The 15,063-nt window shown below is 67.0% G+C and carries 16 protein-coding genes, 1 other RNA gene and 1 pseudogene; 9 read left to right on the top strand and 9 right to left on the bottom strand.

The window, feature by feature from the left end; all coding sequences use genetic code 11:
- Window positions 1-256 (bottom strand): hypothetical protein (locus JAN5088_RS19660; protein WP_370736410.1); only part of this gene is annotated, 256 nt, incomplete at its 3' end.
- Between JAN5088_RS19660 and JAN5088_RS19665 the strand changes: the two genes are divergently transcribed.
- Complete coding sequence (locus tag JAN5088_RS19665; RefSeq protein ID WP_370736409.1) at window positions 137-601, top strand: transposase; 465 nt, start codon at window positions 137-139, stop codon at window positions 599-601. The two genes, JAN5088_RS19660 and JAN5088_RS19665, sit on opposite strands and share 120 nt — an antisense overlap.
- Here the strand turns inward: JAN5088_RS19665 and JAN5088_RS19235 are convergent.
- Window positions 518-793 (bottom strand): hypothetical protein, encoded by a 276-nt coding sequence (locus tag JAN5088_RS19235; RefSeq protein ID WP_177220078.1) that lies wholly within the window; start codon window positions 791-793, stop codon window positions 518-520. The genes JAN5088_RS19665 and JAN5088_RS19235 overlap by 84 nt on opposite strands.
- Window positions 794-896: 103 nt before the next feature.
- On the opposite strand from JAN5088_RS19235, the pseudogene JAN5088_RS19240 reads away from it, so the two are divergent.
- Window positions 897-1,347 (top strand): annotated as a pseudogene (locus JAN5088_RS19240) (transposase); the annotation flags it as partial.
- Between the two features lie 554 nt (window positions 1,348-1,901).
- Here the strand turns inward: JAN5088_RS19240 and guaA are convergent.
- Window positions 1,902-3,467, bottom strand: coding sequence for a glutamine-hydrolyzing GMP synthase (gene guaA / locus JAN5088_RS08520; protein WP_143114853.1), 1,566 nt, complete (start codon window positions 3,465-3,467; stop codon window positions 1,902-1,904).
- Window positions 3,468-3,609: 142 nt separating this feature from the next.
- On the opposite strand from guaA, the gene JAN5088_RS08525 reads away from it, so the two are divergent.
- A complete protein-coding gene (locus tag JAN5088_RS08525) occupies window positions 3,610-5,139 on the top strand; it encodes a trimethylamine methyltransferase family protein (RefSeq protein WP_055682411.1) in 1,530 nt (509 codons plus the stop codon).
- Here the strand turns inward: JAN5088_RS08525 and JAN5088_RS08530 are convergent.
- From JAN5088_RS08530 to JAN5088_RS08545, 6 genes are all read right to left on the bottom strand, one after another.
- Entirely contained in the window at window positions 5,132-5,374 is a 243-nt protein-coding gene (locus tag JAN5088_RS08530; RefSeq protein ID WP_055682412.1) for a ribbon-helix-helix domain-containing protein, read from the bottom strand. The genes JAN5088_RS08525 and JAN5088_RS08530 overlap by 8 nt on opposite strands.
- Window positions 5,371-5,544 carry a DUF4169 family protein gene (locus JAN5088_RS18265; protein WP_074962657.1) on the bottom strand — a complete coding sequence of 58 codons (174 nt, stop codon included), beginning with the start codon at window positions 5,542-5,544 and terminating at the stop codon, window positions 5,371-5,373. The genes JAN5088_RS08530 and JAN5088_RS18265 overlap by 4 nt, the downstream gene beginning before the upstream one ends.
- Window positions 5,541-6,932: a class II fumarate hydratase gene (gene fumC / locus JAN5088_RS08535; RefSeq protein WP_055682413.1), complete on the bottom strand. Its 1,392-nt coding sequence runs from the start codon at window positions 6,930-6,932 to the stop codon at window positions 5,541-5,543. Before fumC ends, JAN5088_RS18265 begins: the two co-directional genes overlap by 4 nt.
- 78 nt (window positions 6,933-7,010) lie before the next feature.
- The gene (locus JAN5088_RS08540; protein WP_055682414.1) at window positions 7,011-7,487 is read right to left on the bottom strand and encodes an SspB family protein; all 477 of its coding nucleotides are present in this window, start codon (window positions 7,485-7,487) and stop codon (window positions 7,011-7,013) included.
- Between the two features lie 169 nt (window positions 7,488-7,656).
- Window positions 7,657-8,010, bottom strand: a transfer-messenger RNA (tmRNA) gene (gene ssrA / locus JAN5088_RS18270).
- A gap of 104 nt (window positions 8,011-8,114) precedes the next feature.
- Complete coding sequence (locus tag JAN5088_RS08545) at window positions 8,115-9,146, bottom strand: extracellular solute-binding protein (RefSeq protein WP_055682415.1); 1,032 nt, start codon at window positions 9,144-9,146, stop codon at window positions 8,115-8,117.
- Window positions 9,147-9,290: 144 nt separating this feature from the next.
- Here JAN5088_RS08545 and JAN5088_RS08550 point away from each other — a divergent pair, with 144 nt between their 5' ends.
- The 6 genes from JAN5088_RS08550 (at window position 9,291) to JAN5088_RS08575 (ending at window position 15,010) form a co-directional block, all read left to right on the top strand.
- The gene (locus JAN5088_RS08550) at window positions 9,291-10,001 is read left to right on the top strand and encodes a DUF2182 domain-containing protein (protein WP_306455465.1); all 711 of its coding nucleotides are present in this window, start codon (window positions 9,291-9,293) and stop codon (window positions 9,999-10,001) included.
- Window positions 9,998-10,666 carry a DUF1326 domain-containing protein gene (locus tag JAN5088_RS08555; RefSeq protein WP_055682417.1) on the top strand — a complete coding sequence of 223 codons (669 nt, stop codon included), beginning with the start codon at window positions 9,998-10,000 and terminating at the stop codon, window positions 10,664-10,666. The genes JAN5088_RS08550 and JAN5088_RS08555 overlap by 4 nt, the downstream gene beginning before the upstream one ends.
- A complete protein-coding gene (locus tag JAN5088_RS08560) occupies window positions 10,663-11,166 on the top strand; it encodes a DinB family protein (RefSeq protein WP_233489747.1) in 504 nt (167 codons plus the stop codon). Before JAN5088_RS08555 ends, JAN5088_RS08560 begins: the two co-directional genes overlap by 4 nt.
- The gene (locus JAN5088_RS08565) at window positions 11,163-12,242 is read left to right on the top strand and encodes a dimethylsulfoniopropionate demethylase (protein ID WP_055682419.1); all 1,080 of its coding nucleotides are present in this window, start codon (window positions 11,163-11,165) and stop codon (window positions 12,240-12,242) included. Before JAN5088_RS08560 ends, JAN5088_RS08565 begins: the two co-directional genes overlap by 4 nt.
- Window positions 12,239-13,228 (top strand): acryloyl-CoA reductase, encoded by a 990-nt coding sequence (gene acuI, locus JAN5088_RS08570; protein ID WP_055682420.1) that lies wholly within the window; start codon window positions 12,239-12,241, stop codon window positions 13,226-13,228. Before JAN5088_RS08565 ends, acuI begins: the two co-directional genes overlap by 4 nt.
- A 138-nt stretch (window positions 13,229-13,366) precedes the next feature.
- Complete coding sequence (locus JAN5088_RS08575) at window positions 13,367-15,010, top strand: BCCT family transporter (RefSeq protein WP_055682421.1); 1,644 nt, start codon at window positions 13,367-13,369, stop codon at window positions 15,008-15,010.
- Window positions 15,011-15,063 lie beyond the last annotated feature (53 nt).

Below are 15,063 nucleotides of genomic sequence, written 5' to 3' on the forward strand. Positions count from 1 at the left end.
CTCCTCCACCCCATAAAGGCATCGAGGCAGCCGCGACAAAGATGCTGTGCGCCACATGGCAGCGCTGCCGGGTCCGTTTCCAGCGAAACGTTCCGGCCCACGCGGGCAAGAGCGGCAGGCGGGTTGCCCGGCCTTCATCGCCACCGCCTTCGCTCAGGACACCGCCAAAGCCGCGAGCACCCGTTGGCGTGCCGTCGCCGATCGGCTTCGTCCCGAGGTGCCGAAGCTGGCGGACGTCATGGATGACGCCGGGCACGACGTCCCGACCTGCATGACCTTTCCGAGGGAGCATCGTGCCGGGCCGCGCTCCGCGACTCCGATCGAGCGTCCGAACGGCGAGATCCGGGCGGCGCACCAGAGGCGTCGGCGTCTTCCCGATGACGATGCCATCCTCCGCCTGTCCGTCGCAGCACGCCGATCAGGCACACCCGCGCCGGACGTCATGGCGATCCTCGAGGCCAGATACATCGGTCAGTGGGATACGATACTTTTGCACACCATTATGAGCATGAAGAGATCAACGCCGAGCCGGAGTCGTCGGCAGGGTTGCGACACGTTGGATCTGCTTCGGCAATATCCTGATTCCGGCAGCGGAGAGTGATCGATTTCGCGGCTTGAAGGTTGTGATCGACGCCGGCCCGACCTCGTCGGCCGGGTTCGTGAACTTTTCGCCAGGGAAGATCGCGAAGCTGAAGATCTGCTTTGTGATATCGTGCGCATGCATGGCCGTCGCCGGGGCACCACGGTCGACGATTTTCGCGACCCTGTTGCCCGAAGCCTGTCCGGGATTCACATTGCGAGTCCGGTGTCATGGCCGGGTCGCATGTCCGAGCCTGCGCCGACCCGCTGCCGCACCCTGAACCGGTCCGCCTGTCCGGTCCGCCTGTGACGTCGCGTTGGGTGAACGCGGATCGCTGACTGTCCGGTTCGATCCGTCGACGTCTTGGCACACGGCGCCGTGGGGCAAGCGCGGCGGCCGGTCTGCAGCGACGCGGCCATTCAGGACCGCCTGACGATCGAGATGCTGTTCGGTCTGCCGCTCCGGCAGACGACGGGGTTCGCCGCAAGCCTGCTGAAGCCGGGGGCCTGGACTGGCCGGTGCCTGACTTCTCGACGCCCTGCCGACGCCGGAGGTCCGGGCCGTCCATTGCCGGCAGCGGCGTGGGCGACGCGCCCGTGCTGCCTGACCTGCTCGGCCAAGTTCCGGCCCGAAGCCTGCCGCCGTTCGGCATCGGTCTCGGACCCATGGCGGCTCGATGCCTCACCTTCGATCGCCAGACCGCCGAACTCCAGGTCCGCTTCGCCCTCCCGAACCGCTTCACCGCCCTCGGCATCCCCGTCACAAGACCCGCCGCCCGAGCCGATCGGGGAAAGCGGAAGCTCAGCCTTCATCGCGTTCCGTGCAGCAGAGCCGATCTTGCGCGAAGCGCGCGCAGGTCGACCGGCAGAACTTCATTGAGCAGCCAATTTGCCAGAAGCGCATTAGTTCGCGGTCCAAGATCGAGCGACGCATGGCGCGCGTGCTATCGGCCGTGGGCGCTTTCTGTAACTCGCGCTCGCCGAACTGTCCGAAGCTCTTCGCTTTTCGGATGTGGCGCTTGCGACGCTGCTTCTCCTGAGGAGGCGAGACGTCATCGACAATTATTCGTCGGGCATCGAGGCGTTTTCCCAGGAGCGTGCCAGAAAGAGATGCGTCGAAAAAACACCGTCAATGAGGCTACGCCTATGATCGTGCGCGCGAAAAGTGGGTCAAGCAAGGTTTGGCCATACCGTCAGGCATACCATCAGATTTCATTGCTATGCAGCGATAGACCCGAACATAGTCGGTATTCTATATCATGTTGGTCAGCATGTTACGCGTTATTTGACGACAGATGCCGATAGCCTCCATACGCTCTGAATTATTCCCATTCGATCGTGCCCGGCGGTTTCGACGTGATGTCGTAGGTCACGCGATTGATGCCGCGCACTTCGTTGATGATACGGGTGGCGGTCTCGCCCAGGAAGTCGTGGGTGAAGGGGTAGTAATCGGCCGTCATGCCGTCGACCGAGGTGACGGCCCGCAGGGCACAGGCGAAGTCGTAGGTGCGGCCGTCGCCCATGACGCCCACGGTGCGGACGGGCAGGATGGCGACGAAGGCCTGCCAGATGTCGTCGTAGAGGCCGTGCCGCCGGATCTGGTCGATGAAGACCGCGTCCGCCTGCCGCAAGATGTCGAGCTTCTCGCGCGTGATTTCCCCCGGACAGCGGATGGCGAGGCCGGGACCGGGGAAAGGGTGGCGGCCGATGAAGGACGGCGGCAAGCCCAGTTCGCGGCCCAGTTCGCGCACCTCGTCCTTGAACAGTTCGCGCAACGGTTCGACCAGTTTCAGGCCCATCTTTTCGGGCAGGCCGCCGACGTTGTGATGCGACTTGATCGTGACCGAGGGGCCGCCGGAGAAGCTGACCGACTCGATCACGTCGGGGTAAAGCGTGCCCTGCGCCAGGAACTTCGCGCCACCCACCTCGGCCGCGTGCTTCTGGAAGACGTCGATGAACAGGCGGCCGATGATCTTGCGCTTGGTCTCGGGGTCCGAAACGCCGTCGAGTTCGCCCAGGAACAGCTCGCGTTCATCGGCGTGGATCAGCGGCATGTTGTAGTGGTCGCGGAACATCCGCACGACTTCCTCCGCCTCGCCCTGGCGCAGCAGGCCGTGGTCGACGAAGACGCAGGTAAGCTGGTCGCCGATGGCTTCGTGGATGAGGACGGCCGCGACGGAGGAGTCGACGCCGCCCGACAACCCGCAGATCACCTTGGCATCGCCCACCTGTTCGCGGATCGCGGCGATGGCCTGGTCGCGGTAGCCGGCCATCGTCCAGTCGCCGGTGAAGCCCGCGATGCGGACGAAGTTCTCGAACAGGCGCGGGCCCTTGGGGGTGTGATGCACCTCGGGGTGGAACTGCATGCCGTAGAACCGGCGCGACGGGTCGGCCACCACGGCGAAGGGCGCACCGGGCGAGGTGGCATAGACGTCGAAGCCGGGCGCGATGCGGCTGACGTGATCGCCATGCGACATCCAGACCTGTTCGCGGCCGGTGGCCTCCAGCCCGTCGAACCAGCCTTCCAGCAGCTCCAGCCGGGCTTCGGGGAGGATGAAGGCGCGGCCGAACTCCGACGTGCCGTGCCCGCGCTCGACCTGACCGCCCAACATCTGCATCATCACCTGCTGGCCGTAGCAGATGCCCAGCACCGGCACGCCCAGATCGAAGACCTCGGGCGGGGGGCGGGGGCTGTCGGCGTCGGGAACCGAGGCGGGACCGCCCGACAGGATGACGGCCATCGGCGCGAAACCCCGCAGGAAGGCGGCGTCGACCGACTGGAACGGGTGGATTTCGCAGTAGACGTTCAACTCCCGCAGGCGGCGCGCGATGAGCTGCGTGACCTGCGAGCCGAAGTCGACGATGAGAAGGCGCTGGTGTTCTGGCATGTCCATGGCACCGGGGATTACGCGCGGGCCAACCCACTGGCAAGCCATGTCGCCTTTCGCCCGCCCGCGCCGGAAACGGCGCTTTGGCGCGCAGGCTTTACGGGTAACTGGGGGCGAAGGTCGAAGCAGCGAGGGGTCGGGCATGGCGGAAGGCGGACGGGGACGGCGGGGCGGCGGCGGTGCCGCGCGGCGGGCGGAGCGGACGTCGGGCAAGATCGAGCAGGCCCGCTTCATCACGCGCAACATTCCCGATTTCGAGATCCTGAACGCGGAGGCGCTGGAGATCATCGAGGCCAACGCCGAGACAGTGCTGGAGGAGATCGGCGTCGCCTTTCCCGAAAACGAACCCGCGCTGGCGCTCTGGCGCGAGGCGGGCGCGGGGGTGGAGGGCGACCGCGTCCGCATTCCCCGCGGCTTGGCGCGCAAGCTTTGTGCGACGGCGCCGTCGACCTTCACGCAGATCGCGCGCAACCCCGACCGCAACGTCGAGATCGGCGGCCGCAACCTGGTGCTGGCCCCCGTCTACGGCCCGCCTTTCGTGCGCGACGCGGGCGGGCGGCGCTATGCCACGCTGGAGGATTTCCACAAGTTCGTGAAGTTGGGCCACATGTCCAAGTGGCTGCACCATTCGGGCGGCACCGTCTGCGAGCCGACGGACATTCCGGTGAACAAGCGGCACTACGACATGCTGCTGGCGCATATGACGCTCACCGACAAGCCGTTCATGGGCTCGGTCACGGAACCCAGCCGCGCCCGCGATTCGGTCGAGATGTGCGACATCCTATTCGGCGGGCTCGACGACCGGACGGCGATGGTCAGCCTCATCAACATCAACTCGCCGCTGACCTTCGATTCGATCATGATGGGCGCGCTGGAAGAATATGTCCGTGCCAACCAGGCCGTCATCATCAGCCCCTTCATCGTCGGCGGCGCCATGGCGCCCGTGTCCGTCGCGGGCACGTTGGCGCAGGTCCTGGCCGAGGTGATGGCCGGCGTCGCCTACAGCCAGCTTGTGCGCGCGGGCGCGCCGGTGATCTTCGGCGCCTTCGTCACCTCGATCGACATGAACAGCGGGGCGCCGACCTTCGGGACGCCGGAGGCTGCGCAGATCACCTATGGCGCGGGGCAACTGGCCCGGCGGCTGGGCCTGCCCTACCGGAGCGCGGGGTCGTTCTGCGGATCGAAGCTGCCCGACGCGCAGGCGGCCTATGAGACGGCGAACAGCCTGAACACCGGGCTTCTGTCGGGGGTGAACTTCATGCTCCACGCCTGCGGTTGGCTGGAAGGCGGGCTGGTCGCGGATTTCGACAAGTTCGTCATGGACGCCGATCAGCTTGGCATCCTGCACAAGCTGGCCGAAGGCATCCCGATGGACGAGAACGGGCAGGCGATGGATGCCATCCGCGAGGTGGGCCCGGGCGGGCACTATCTGGGCTGCGCGCACACGCAGGCCAATTTCAAGTCGGCGTTCTGGAAGTCGAACGTGCTGGATTACAAGCCGTTCGAGACCTGGGCCGACGAGGGGTCGCGCGACACGCGCGCGCTGGCGTCCGCACGGGCCGACGCGCTGCTCGCCGCATACGAGCAGCCAACGATGGATCCCGCCGTGCGCGAGGCGCTGGCCGACTATGTCGCGCGGAAGAAGGAATCGATGCCGGACGCGTTCATGTAGCGGCGCTTTCGGCCACCCGGTCCTGAAGGTCGCGCAGCACAGCCACCCGGATGGCTGAGGCGAGGCCCGCGCTGACGCCCCGGTCACGGTCGATCCGGGCGGCGAGGGCATTGACCGACAGGCCCTGCGTCCGGGCCATCTCGACGAAGGCGACCCAGAAGGCCTCCTCCAGCGAAACCGACGTGCGGTGGCCGTGCAGCGTGAGGGAGCGTTTTCGCGGCCGGGCGTCGGTCATTCGATACGGTGCCCGTCCAGATCGCGGCTCTTGCGCTCGGCCTCCTGCCGCTCGCGCTCTTTCTCCTCGCGCGTGCGGCCGAAGCGGGCGGCGTTGCTGTCGGCCTCCGCCCGCTTCGCCGCCTTCGCGCGGTCCTTGCGGACGCGGGAGAGGGAGGCGACCTTGCTCACTTCGGGCCGATCATCAGCTTGGGGTCGACCACGCGGTCGAAGGTCTCACCGTCGACCAGACCCATGGCCAGCGCCTCCTCCCGCAGGGTGGTGCCGTTCTTGTGGGCGGTCTTGGCAACCTTGGTGGCGTTATCATAGCCGATGGTAGGTGCCAGCGCCGTCACCAGCATCAGCGATTCCTTCATCAGCCGGTCGATGCGTTCGACGTTGGCACGGGTGCCTGCGACCATGTTGTCGGTGAAGCTGCCGGCCGCGTCGCCCAGAAGCTGCATCGACTGCAACACGTTGTAGGACATCATCGGATTGTAGACGTTCAGTTCGAAATGACCCTGGCTGCCGGCGAAGCCCACAGCGGCGTCGTTGCCCATGACCTGCGCGCAGACCATGGTCAGCGCCTCGGCCTGCGTCGGGTTGACCTTGCCCGGCATGATGGACGACCCCGGCTCGTTCTCCGGCAGGATCAATTCGCCCAGACCGGAGCGCGGGCCGGAACCGAGGAAGCGCATGTCGTTGGCGATCTTGAACAGGCTCGCGGCGACGGTCTTCAGCGCGCCCGAGAACATGACCATGGCGTCATGGGCGGCCAGCGCCTCGAACTTGTTGGGGGCGGTGACGAAGGGCAGGCCGGTGATCTCGGCGATTTCCGCCGCGACCTTTTCCGCGAACCCCTTGCGGGTGTTCAGCCCGGTGCCGACCGCAGTGCCGCCCTGGGCCAGCTCGTAGATGTCGGGCAGGCACGTCTCGACCCGTTCGATCCCCTTGGCGACCTGGTGGGCATAGCCGCCGAACTCCTGCCCCAGGGTCAGGGGGGTGGCGTCCTGCGTGTGGGTGCGACCGATCTTGATGATGTCCGCGAACTCCTCCGACTTCGCCAGCAGCGCCTCGTGCAGCTTGCGCAGGCCGGGCAGCAGGGTGTCGCGGGCGGACATGCCGATGGCGACATGCATGGCTGTGGGGAAGGTGTCGTTGGACGATTGGCCCATGTTGCAATGGTCGTTGGGGTGGACCGGATGCTTCGATCCGATCTCGCCCGACAGGATCTCGATCGCGCGGTTCGAGATGACTTCGTTGGCGTTCATGTTCGACTGGGTGCCGGACCCCGTCTGCCAGACGACGAGGGGGAAGTTGTCGTCGAACTTGCCCTCGATGACCTCCTGCGCGGCGGCGTCGATGGCACCGGCGCGCTTGGCGTCCAGGTCGCCGAACCCGAAGTTCACCTTCGCGGCGGCTTTCTTGATCACGCCCAGGGCACGAACGATGGCGACGGGCTGGCGCTCCCAGCCGATGGGGAAGTTCTGGATCGATCGCTGCGTCTGCGCGCCCCAGTACTTGTCGGAAGGAACTTCGAGCGGTCCGAAGCTGTCGGTCTCGGTACGGGTGGCGGTCATGGCGCGCTCCGGTGGCATGGCGGTTTCAGTCGCGCATGGGTCTAGCGAAGCCACCCGGCGGCGTCCATCGGGCACGGCCTACTTGCGGAAACGGTCCAGGCTGACGACCTCCGCGTCCTGGCGCGGGGTCTCCTCGATCTCGGCGAAGGGGGCCTCCTCGTCGTCATGCATCCCGCCGGGATCATCGGGTCCGTCGTCGTCACGCTGCTCGAAGCGGAAGCCAAACTCGACCGAGGGGTCGACGAAAGTCTTCATCGCCTCCCATGGGACGACGAGCGGCTCGGGGCTGTCGCCGAAGTTGAGCGTGACCGAGAACCCGTCGTCACGCACGTCGAGGTTGTCGTACCAGTGCTGGAGCACGATGGTCATGTCCTCGGGGTAGCGGTCGTGCAGCCATTGGGCGATCTGAACGCCCGGATGGTTCGTGTCGAACGAGATGAAGAAGTGGTGGTCCCCCGGCAGACCGTCGGCCGCCACCTGGTCCAGCACCCGCCGGATCAACCCGCGCATCGCGTCGTGCATCATCGTGCCGTAGTCGATGGTCGTGCGGGCCATTCGCGATCCTCAGCATTTCCGGGCGGACTGCACCGGCCCTCGATCCGAGATAAACAGAGCATCCGGGGGCTCACAACCCCGTTCTGGATCGCGGGAGGCGCGGGATCGTCACGTGCGCCCCGGTCCATGCACGCGGAACGGATCAGCGACGTATCGAAATGGCTGGAAAAGTGCAGGCTTCTGTTGCCAGGTGCCTGCGAACCCCGCCTTACACTGCTAGGCGCAAGGACTTAAGTTTCGATAGGTCCGGTCGCTTACGCGGCCATCGCCATCGGAGCACGGTTGGTATTGGCAACTGTACATTTTGAACCGATAACGGTGGTATCTCACCGAGCGAAAGCATTACCCCTTTAGACGTCCGTCGATCCTGTTTCGACCCCATGATCCCCCAATACCGGGATGTTGGTGGAGTCGCCGGGTACCGCCCCCGGGTCCGAACCGCTTATTACGGGCGCGTTTATCGCCATAGTCCCCCGAGGGAGACACCCCGAAGATAGGCGCGGTGCCCGCGCGGTTCAAGTGGTGTCGGAGGCAGGATACCGTATTTTCACGACCCCGCCTGCCGACAAGCGAAAGGCCCCGCCGGGGGTCCGACGGGGCCTTCGTATCGACATCGGAAGCGTCGGATCAGAAACCCGCCTTGATCCGCTCGAACGCCTCGGCCTGCTTCTGGCGCAGGGGGCCGGGCATCGGCAGTTGCGCCAGTACAGGCGCCGAGATCTGACCCAGGCCGGAGGCGACCAGTGCCTCCTCGCCCTGGCCCTGCATCGCCACGGCGTTCGACTGGCCATAGCCCGCGTCGAGCAGAGGCTGGGTGGCGGATTCGTGCAGCATGGCATTGACGTAGTCGTAGACGAGGTCTTCCTCGCCCGCGCCGTCCTTCATGTTGACATAGCCGCAGAGCCAAAGCGACGATCCTTCCTCCGCCTCGCGCTGGAAGCCGATCGGGAACCCTTCGTCCGCCATCGTGGGCAGCGTCTCGTTCCAGGCCCAGGCGGCCAGAACCTCGCCCGACGCCAGAAGCTGCGACAACTCCGCCGGATCGGTCCAGTAGGTCCGCAGGTTGGGATGCGCCTGCCGCAGCCAGTCGGACGCGGCCTCGAACTCTTCGTCGGTGGCATCGGTCCAGTCGGTCGTGCCGGTCGCCAGATAGGCCAGCGCATAGGCGTCGTCGACGTTGTCGGGCAGGGTCACGCGGCCCTGATACGCGGGGTCGAGGAAGATATCGAGCGACGCGACATCCTCGGCCGGCACCTCCTCGGTGTTGTAGGCGATGCCGGTGGAGCCGTAGTCGATGGGCAGGAAATAGACCTCCTCCTCGCCCGCCATCTGCTCGCCGGTGAGATCCTTGTTGAGGTTCTTCCAGTTGGTGATGCGCGACAGATCCCACGGCTCCAGCAGACCGGATTCGGTGAACTTGGTGACCGACCCGCCGCAGATGTGCGTCACATCCGCCTTGAAGCCGGAGGACAGCTTCTGGAACGCCTCCTCCTCGTCGCCGAAGAAGGCGAAGTCGGGCGAGTCGCCGTGCTGCTCGACGTATTGCTGGTGGAAGGCGGGAACCTCGAACCCGGCATAGTCGAACACGGTCATCTCGGCCGTGGCCGGAAGGGCGGCAAGCGTGGCGGCGCCGGTCAGAAGGGCGGCTTTTAAGGTCATCGAAATCTCCCGCTGGTTGGTCGTTTTGACGCGAAGCTAGGGGCGTTCGCCCGTCGCGTCCAGCACCGGATTGAGGCATGTCGCCGTTTGACATTCCACGGGCAGGGCGCCACCCATATGCTTCGGGCAGCAGGGGAGGCGGCCTTGAGACATCTGGCCCGCATGACCGCGCCGCATTGGCTGGCGCTCTATGGCACGCTCGTCGCCGCCTGGGTGGCGGTCTGGCTGATGGCCGCGCCCGTGGAGTGGGGCACGGCGCTGCGCGACCTGTGCCTGACGCCGGGTGCGGCGCTCGGGCCGGGCGGGGCGCTGGCGATGTGGCTGATCATGTCGGCTGCGATGATGCTGCCCACGGCGCTTCCCGCCTTCGCCACCCACGACGACATCGCCGACAGCCAGGGCACCGGCGGCGGCGCGCGGCTGGTGGCGGGCTATGGGCTGGTCTGGGTCGGGTTCTCCGCCCTCGCCGCGGTTGCGCAGATGGCGCTGGGCCACCTCGGCGTGGCGCGGGAGGCGTGGCTGGCGCCGGTCTTGCTGACGCTCGCCGGGGCCTATCAGTTCAGTGCCCTGAAGGACGCGTGCCTTTCGAAATGCCGCCAGCCGCTCACGTTCTTCATGGGCCACTGGTCCGAAGGGCCGCTGCGGATGGGGCTGCGGCTGGGCGCGGTCTGCCTTGGTTGCTGCTGGGCACTGATGGCGCTCGGCCTGATCGGCGGGGCGATGTCGCTGGGCTTCATGGCGCTGGCGACGGCGCTGATGGTACTGGAAAAACTGTCGCGCGGGGTGCTGGTGCCCCGCGCCATCGGCCTTGGCTGCCTCGTCGGCGCGGGCTTTCTGATCGGAGGGATGACATGACCACAACGACGTTGACGCAGGTGCGCCCGGCCGCGGCCACGGGGCAGACGCCCTGGGCGATCAAGGGCGAGCTGATCCTGAACTGCAACTGCACTGTCTTCTGCCCCTGCGTCGTGTCGCTGGGCAAACACGGCCCGACCGAGGGCTACTGCCAGGCCTGGGCAGGCATCCGCATCGACAGCGGACACTACGGCGACAGCGACCTGTCGGGCCTGAACGTCGGCCTGCTGCTCGATATTCCGGGCTTGATGGCGCGGGGCAACTGGAAGGCCGCGGCCTTCATCGACGACCGGGCGGAGGATGCCGCCTACGACGGTCTGGTCGAGATCTTCTCGGGGCGGGCGCGCGGCACCACCGGCCTGTTCCGCATGCTGGTGAGCGAGTTCCTGGGCGCCGAGCGTGCCGCCATCACCTATGAGACCGAGGGCAAGACCCGTCGCCTTATGGTCGGCAAGAAAATCCAGGGCGAGGTGATCCCCGTTCCCGGCAAGGACCCCGACCGCGACATCGTGGCGACCAACACCGAATACTGGATGGGCAGCGACATCACCGTGGCCACGGCGACGAAGGGCCGGGTGCGTGCCTTCGGGCGCGTATGGGACTTCGACGGCCGCAGCGCCGAAATCTGCCAGATCGACTGGTCCGGGCCGGAGGTCGCGAAGTGATAACCCTCGGTTGGGTGCGAATGACGGCGCTCTACAACGCGTGGCAGAACAGCGGTTTGCGGCGCGACGTTCAGGCGTTGGACGCGGGCGAGGCGACCCGCGATCGGGGCGCGTTCTTCGGGTCGATCCTTGGCACGTGCGACCATCTGCTCCGGGCCGACAAGATGTGGCTTTCCCGCATTGCGGACGGACCGGAGGCGCCGCCGGGCGGGATCGCGGAGTCGCGAAACCTGACGCCGGACGTGGCCGCCTGGGCCGCGCGGCGGAAGGCGACGGATACCGCCATCACCCGTTGGGCCGAAGCGTTGTCCGATTGCGACGGCGACCTGACCTGTTCCTCGGGTGCGCTCGGGCGCGACATCGCGCGGCCGATGGCGGTTCTGCTCACGCATTTCTTCAACCGCCAGACCCATCACCGGGGGCAGATCCATGCCATGCTGACCGCCGCGGGGGTCGAGCCGGAGGATACCGACCTGCCGTTCATGCCGGAGCCGGCGTGACGCGGCTCGCGCCCTCCAACCGCCTGCGCCGGACCTGGTGGACGGAGGCGGTGGAGGCGTCGGGCGTCAGCGCCTGGACCGTCTACAACCGCACCCTGCTGCCGTCGGTCTTCCGCAGCCCCGCAGAGGATTGCGCCCACCTGAAGCGCGCGGTGCAGGTCTGGGACGTGGCCTGCGAACGCATCGTCCAGATCGAAGGGCCGGGCGCGGACCGCCTGATGCAACGGCTTACACCGCGTGACCTGGACAGGGTGGGGGCGGACCGCTGTGCTTATCTGCCGGTCTGCGACAGTCGCGGTGGGATGCTGAACGACCCCGTCGCCCTGCGGCCCCGACCGGGGGTTTGGTGGCTGTCGCTGGCCGATGGAGATCTGGGACTTTGGGTTTCGTCGCTGGCAGAGGGCGGCTTCGACTTCCGCGTGACGGAGCCGGACATCCAGACCCTTGCCATCCAAGGGCCGAATGCCCCGGAACTCGCTGGTCGCGTGCTTGGCAACGCCGTGCGCGAGCTGCCGTTCTTCGGCTTCGCCTGGGCGCCCTTCGACGGGGCGGAGGTGCTCGTCTCCCGATCCGGGTTCTCGAAGCAGGGCGGGTTCGAGGTCCGCGTCGCGTCCGAGGCGAAGGCTCATGCGCTCTGGGACCGGCTGATGGCCGAAGGCGCCGATCTCGACGTGCGCGCAGGCTGCCCCAACACCATCGAGAGGATCGAGGGCGGCCTTCTGTCCTACGGCAACGACATGACCCGCGACGACACCCCGGCCGAGGCGGGGCTGGGCCGATACGTCCAGCGGTTCGACTGCATCGGCGGAGCGGCCTTGCGCGACCATCGTCCCCGGCGCAGGCTGATGGCGGTGGAACTGGAGGGCGACCCGCCGGTTTGCGACCGGGAATGGCCGCTTCTGAACGACGACGGCGACAGGGTCGGTCGCATCCGGTCGGCCGCTCGGTCGGAGGAGTTCCGATGCGGCGTCGCCATCGGCATGGTTGCGATGGACCACGGGCCGGGCGACCGCCTGACCTGCATGACACAGGACGGCCCGCTGGCCGCGACACCCAAGGAGAGGTTCTGGAGATGAGCGACACGTTCAAGGCACTGGTCGTCGACAAGGACGACGACGGCACCCGTGCGGCGGTCCGCGACCTGACGCTGGACGACCTGCCGGAGGCCGAGGTGACGGTGGCGGTCGAATATTCGACTTTGAACTACAAGGACGGGCTGTGCATCGGGCCGGGGGGCGGGCTGGTGCGGAACTATCCCCATGTCCCCGGTATCGACCTGGCCGGCACGGTCGAAGCGTCGTCGGACGACCGCTATGCCCCGGGCGACAAGGTCGTGCTGACCGGCTGGCGCGTCGGGGAGGCGCATTGGGGCGGTTATTCGCAGAAGGCCCGCGTGCGCGCCGACTGGCTGGTGCCGTTGCCCGACGGGCTGACGACGCGGCAGGCGATGGCGGTGGGCACGGCGGGGTTCACAGCGATGCTGGCCGTGCAGGCGCTGGAGGATCACGGCTTCCGCGCCGGCCCCGTGCTGGTGACGGGCGCATCGGGCGGTGTGGGCTCGGTGGCCGTGGCGCTCCTGTCGGCTTTGGGCAAGGAGGTGGCCGCCGTCACCGGACGCCCGGAGCAGGAGGACTACCTGCGCGGGCTTGGTGCCACGCGAATCGTCCCGCGCGAGGATCTGGCCGAGACGGTCAAGCGCCCGCTGGAGAGCGAGACCTGGGGCGGCTGCGTCGATGCGGTGGGGGGCGCCATGCTGGCCCGACTGCTTGGACAGATGGAATACGGCGCCTCGGTCGCGGCCGTGGGGCTTGCCGGCGGGGCGAGCCTGCCCGCGACGGTGATCCCCTTTCTGCTGCGCGGCGTGAACCTTCTGGGCATCGACAGCGTGCTGCAACCCTACGACAACCGGGTGCGCGCCTGGGACCGGATCGCGCAGCTTCTGCCCATGGAGAGGCTGGAGGAAATGGTGGTGCCCGCCACGCTGGAGGACCTGCCCAAGCTCGGCGCCGACATCCTCAAGGGGCAGGTGCGCGGCCGCGTGGTCGTCGACCTGAACGCCTGATCCACTGGACAGGGGCCTGCGCCAAGCCAGTTCCGATGTGACAAGCGGCACCGATCGGAGTACCTTCCGGCAAGATCACGCCTGTGACCCGCCATAGCCCGGCGCGTCCGAAGGCACGATCAACAAGAGGAGACAGCGATGACAGACACGACGCCGGACGGCGGCATTCCCAGTCCCGAGGGCGTGACGGAGGTGATCCAGACGGATTACGAAGTCGGGCAGGACAACATCCAGCGCGATATCGGTCCCTTCGGCGTCGATATCCACAACCCGGTCTTCGTCATCTCGGGCGTCGCCATCGTGGCCTTCGTGTTCTTCACGCTCGCCCTGCCGGACCATGCTTCGGCGATCTTCACGGCGATGTTCAACTTCGTCACCCAAAACTTCGGCTGGTTCCTGATCGGGGCGGCCGACATCGTGGTCGTCTTCGCGCTGCTGCTGATCGTGACGCCTTACGGATCGGTCAGGCTGGGGGGCACCGACGCCACGCCGGACTATGGCTATATCGGCTGGTTCTCGATGCTGTTCGCGGCGGGCATGGGCATCGGGCTGATGTTCTACGGCGTGTCGGAGCCCCTGACGCACTTCTCGACCTCCTTCGGCGAACTGGCCGCGGACGAAGCGGGGCTGCGGACCGACTGGGCGCCTCTCGGCGGCGCCACGGGGGATGAGGCCGGATCGATCCGGCTGGGCATGGCCGCGACCATCTTCCACTGGGCGCTGCACCCTTGGGCCATCTACGCGACCGTCGCGCTGGCGCTGGCGCTGTTCACCTACAACAAGGGTCTGCCGCTGACGATCCGTTCGGCCTTCTATCCGATCTTCGGCGAACGCATCTGGGGCTGGCCGGGCCACATCATCGACATCCTCGCGGTCTTCGCCACGCTGTTCGGTCTGGCGACGTCGCTTGGCTTCGGCGCGACGCAGGCCAACGCCGGCCTGAACGACCTGTTCGGCATCCCCATCGGCAACACGACCGAGGTGATCCTGATCACCGCGATCACCGCCGTGGCGCTGGTGTCGGTGCTGCGCGGCCTCGACGGGGGCGTGAAGATCCTGAGCGAGATCAACATGGGACTGGCGGGGCTTCTGGCCCTCTTTACCCTGATCGTGGGGCCAACGGTCTTCCTGTTCACCTTCTTCTGGCAGAGCCTCGTGGCCTATGTCGAATACCTGCCGGCGCTGGCCAATCCCTTCAACCGACCGGACACGAACTATTCGCAGGGCTGGACGGCGTTCTACTGGGCGTGGTGGATCAGCTGGTCGCCCTTCGTCGGCATGTTCATCGCCCGCGTCAGCCGGGGCCGGACGGTGCGCGAGTTCGTGGTCTGCGTCCTGCTCATCCCCAGCTTCGCCTGCGTCGCCTGGATGTCGATCTTCGGCGGTACGGCGATCCATCAGGTCATCACCGATGGCTATACCGCCGCGCAGGAGGCCGACCTGCCGCTGCAGCTGTTCAAGATGCTCGACCCGCTGCCGCTGGCGTCGATCACCTCGTTCCTGGGCATCATCCTGGTCATCGTGTTCTTCGTCACCTCGTCCGACTCCGGCAGCCTCGTGATCGACACGATCACGGCGGGCGGCAAGGTCGATGCGCCGGTGCCGCAGCGGGTGTTCTGGTGCGTGTTCGAAGGTGCCGTGGCCATCGCGCTGCTGCTGGGCGGCGGGCTTGCGGCCTTGCAGTCGATGGTCATCTCGACCGGCCTGCTGTTCACGGTGGTCCTGCTGGCGCTCTGCTGGTGCATCTTCCGCGGACTTCAGTCCGAGCGGGCCGAAATCTGAACCCTGCCGTTCGCGGCACGTCGCGGGGGCTTTCGGGCCCCCGTTTCCGTTCG

The sequence above is a fragment of the Jannaschia rubra genome, from assembly GCF_001403735.1.
In the GTDB taxonomy this organism is placed as follows: domain Bacteria; phylum Pseudomonadota; class Alphaproteobacteria; order Rhodobacterales; family Rhodobacteraceae; genus Jannaschia; species Jannaschia rubra.

Bases quoted from the DNA above. Each gene is read 5' to 3' on its own strand.
- fumC (WP_055682413.1), bottom strand. From the start codon at position 6,932: ATGACCGCCACCCGTACCGAGACCGACAGCTTCGGACCGCTCGAAGTT.
- JAN5088_RS08545 (WP_055682415.1), bottom strand. From the start codon at position 9,146: ATGACCTTAAAAGCCGCCCTTCTGACCGGCGCCGCCACGCTTGCCGCC.
- guaA (WP_143114853.1), bottom strand. From the start codon at position 3,467: ATGCCAGAACACCAGCGCCTTCTCATCGTCGACTTCGGCTCGCAGGTC.
- JAN5088_RS08530 (WP_055682412.1), bottom strand. From the start codon at position 5,374: ATGACCGACGCCCGGCCGCGAAAACGCTCCCTCACGCTGCACGGCCAC.
- JAN5088_RS08540 (WP_055682414.1), bottom strand. From the start codon at position 7,487: ATGGCCCGCACGACCATCGACTACGGCACGATGATGCACGACGCGATG.
- JAN5088_RS08555 (WP_055682417.1), top strand. From the start codon at position 9,998: ATGACCACAACGACGTTGACGCAGGTGCGCCCGGCCGCGGCCACGGGG.
- acuI (WP_055682420.1), top strand. From the start codon at position 12,239: ATGAGCGACACGTTCAAGGCACTGGTCGTCGACAAGGACGACGACGGC.
- JAN5088_RS08525 (WP_055682411.1), top strand. From the start codon at position 3,610: ATGGCGGAAGGCGGACGGGGACGGCGGGGCGGCGGCGGTGCCGCGCGG.
- JAN5088_RS08575 (WP_055682421.1), top strand. From the start codon at position 13,367: ATGACAGACACGACGCCGGACGGCGGCATTCCCAGTCCCGAGGGCGTG.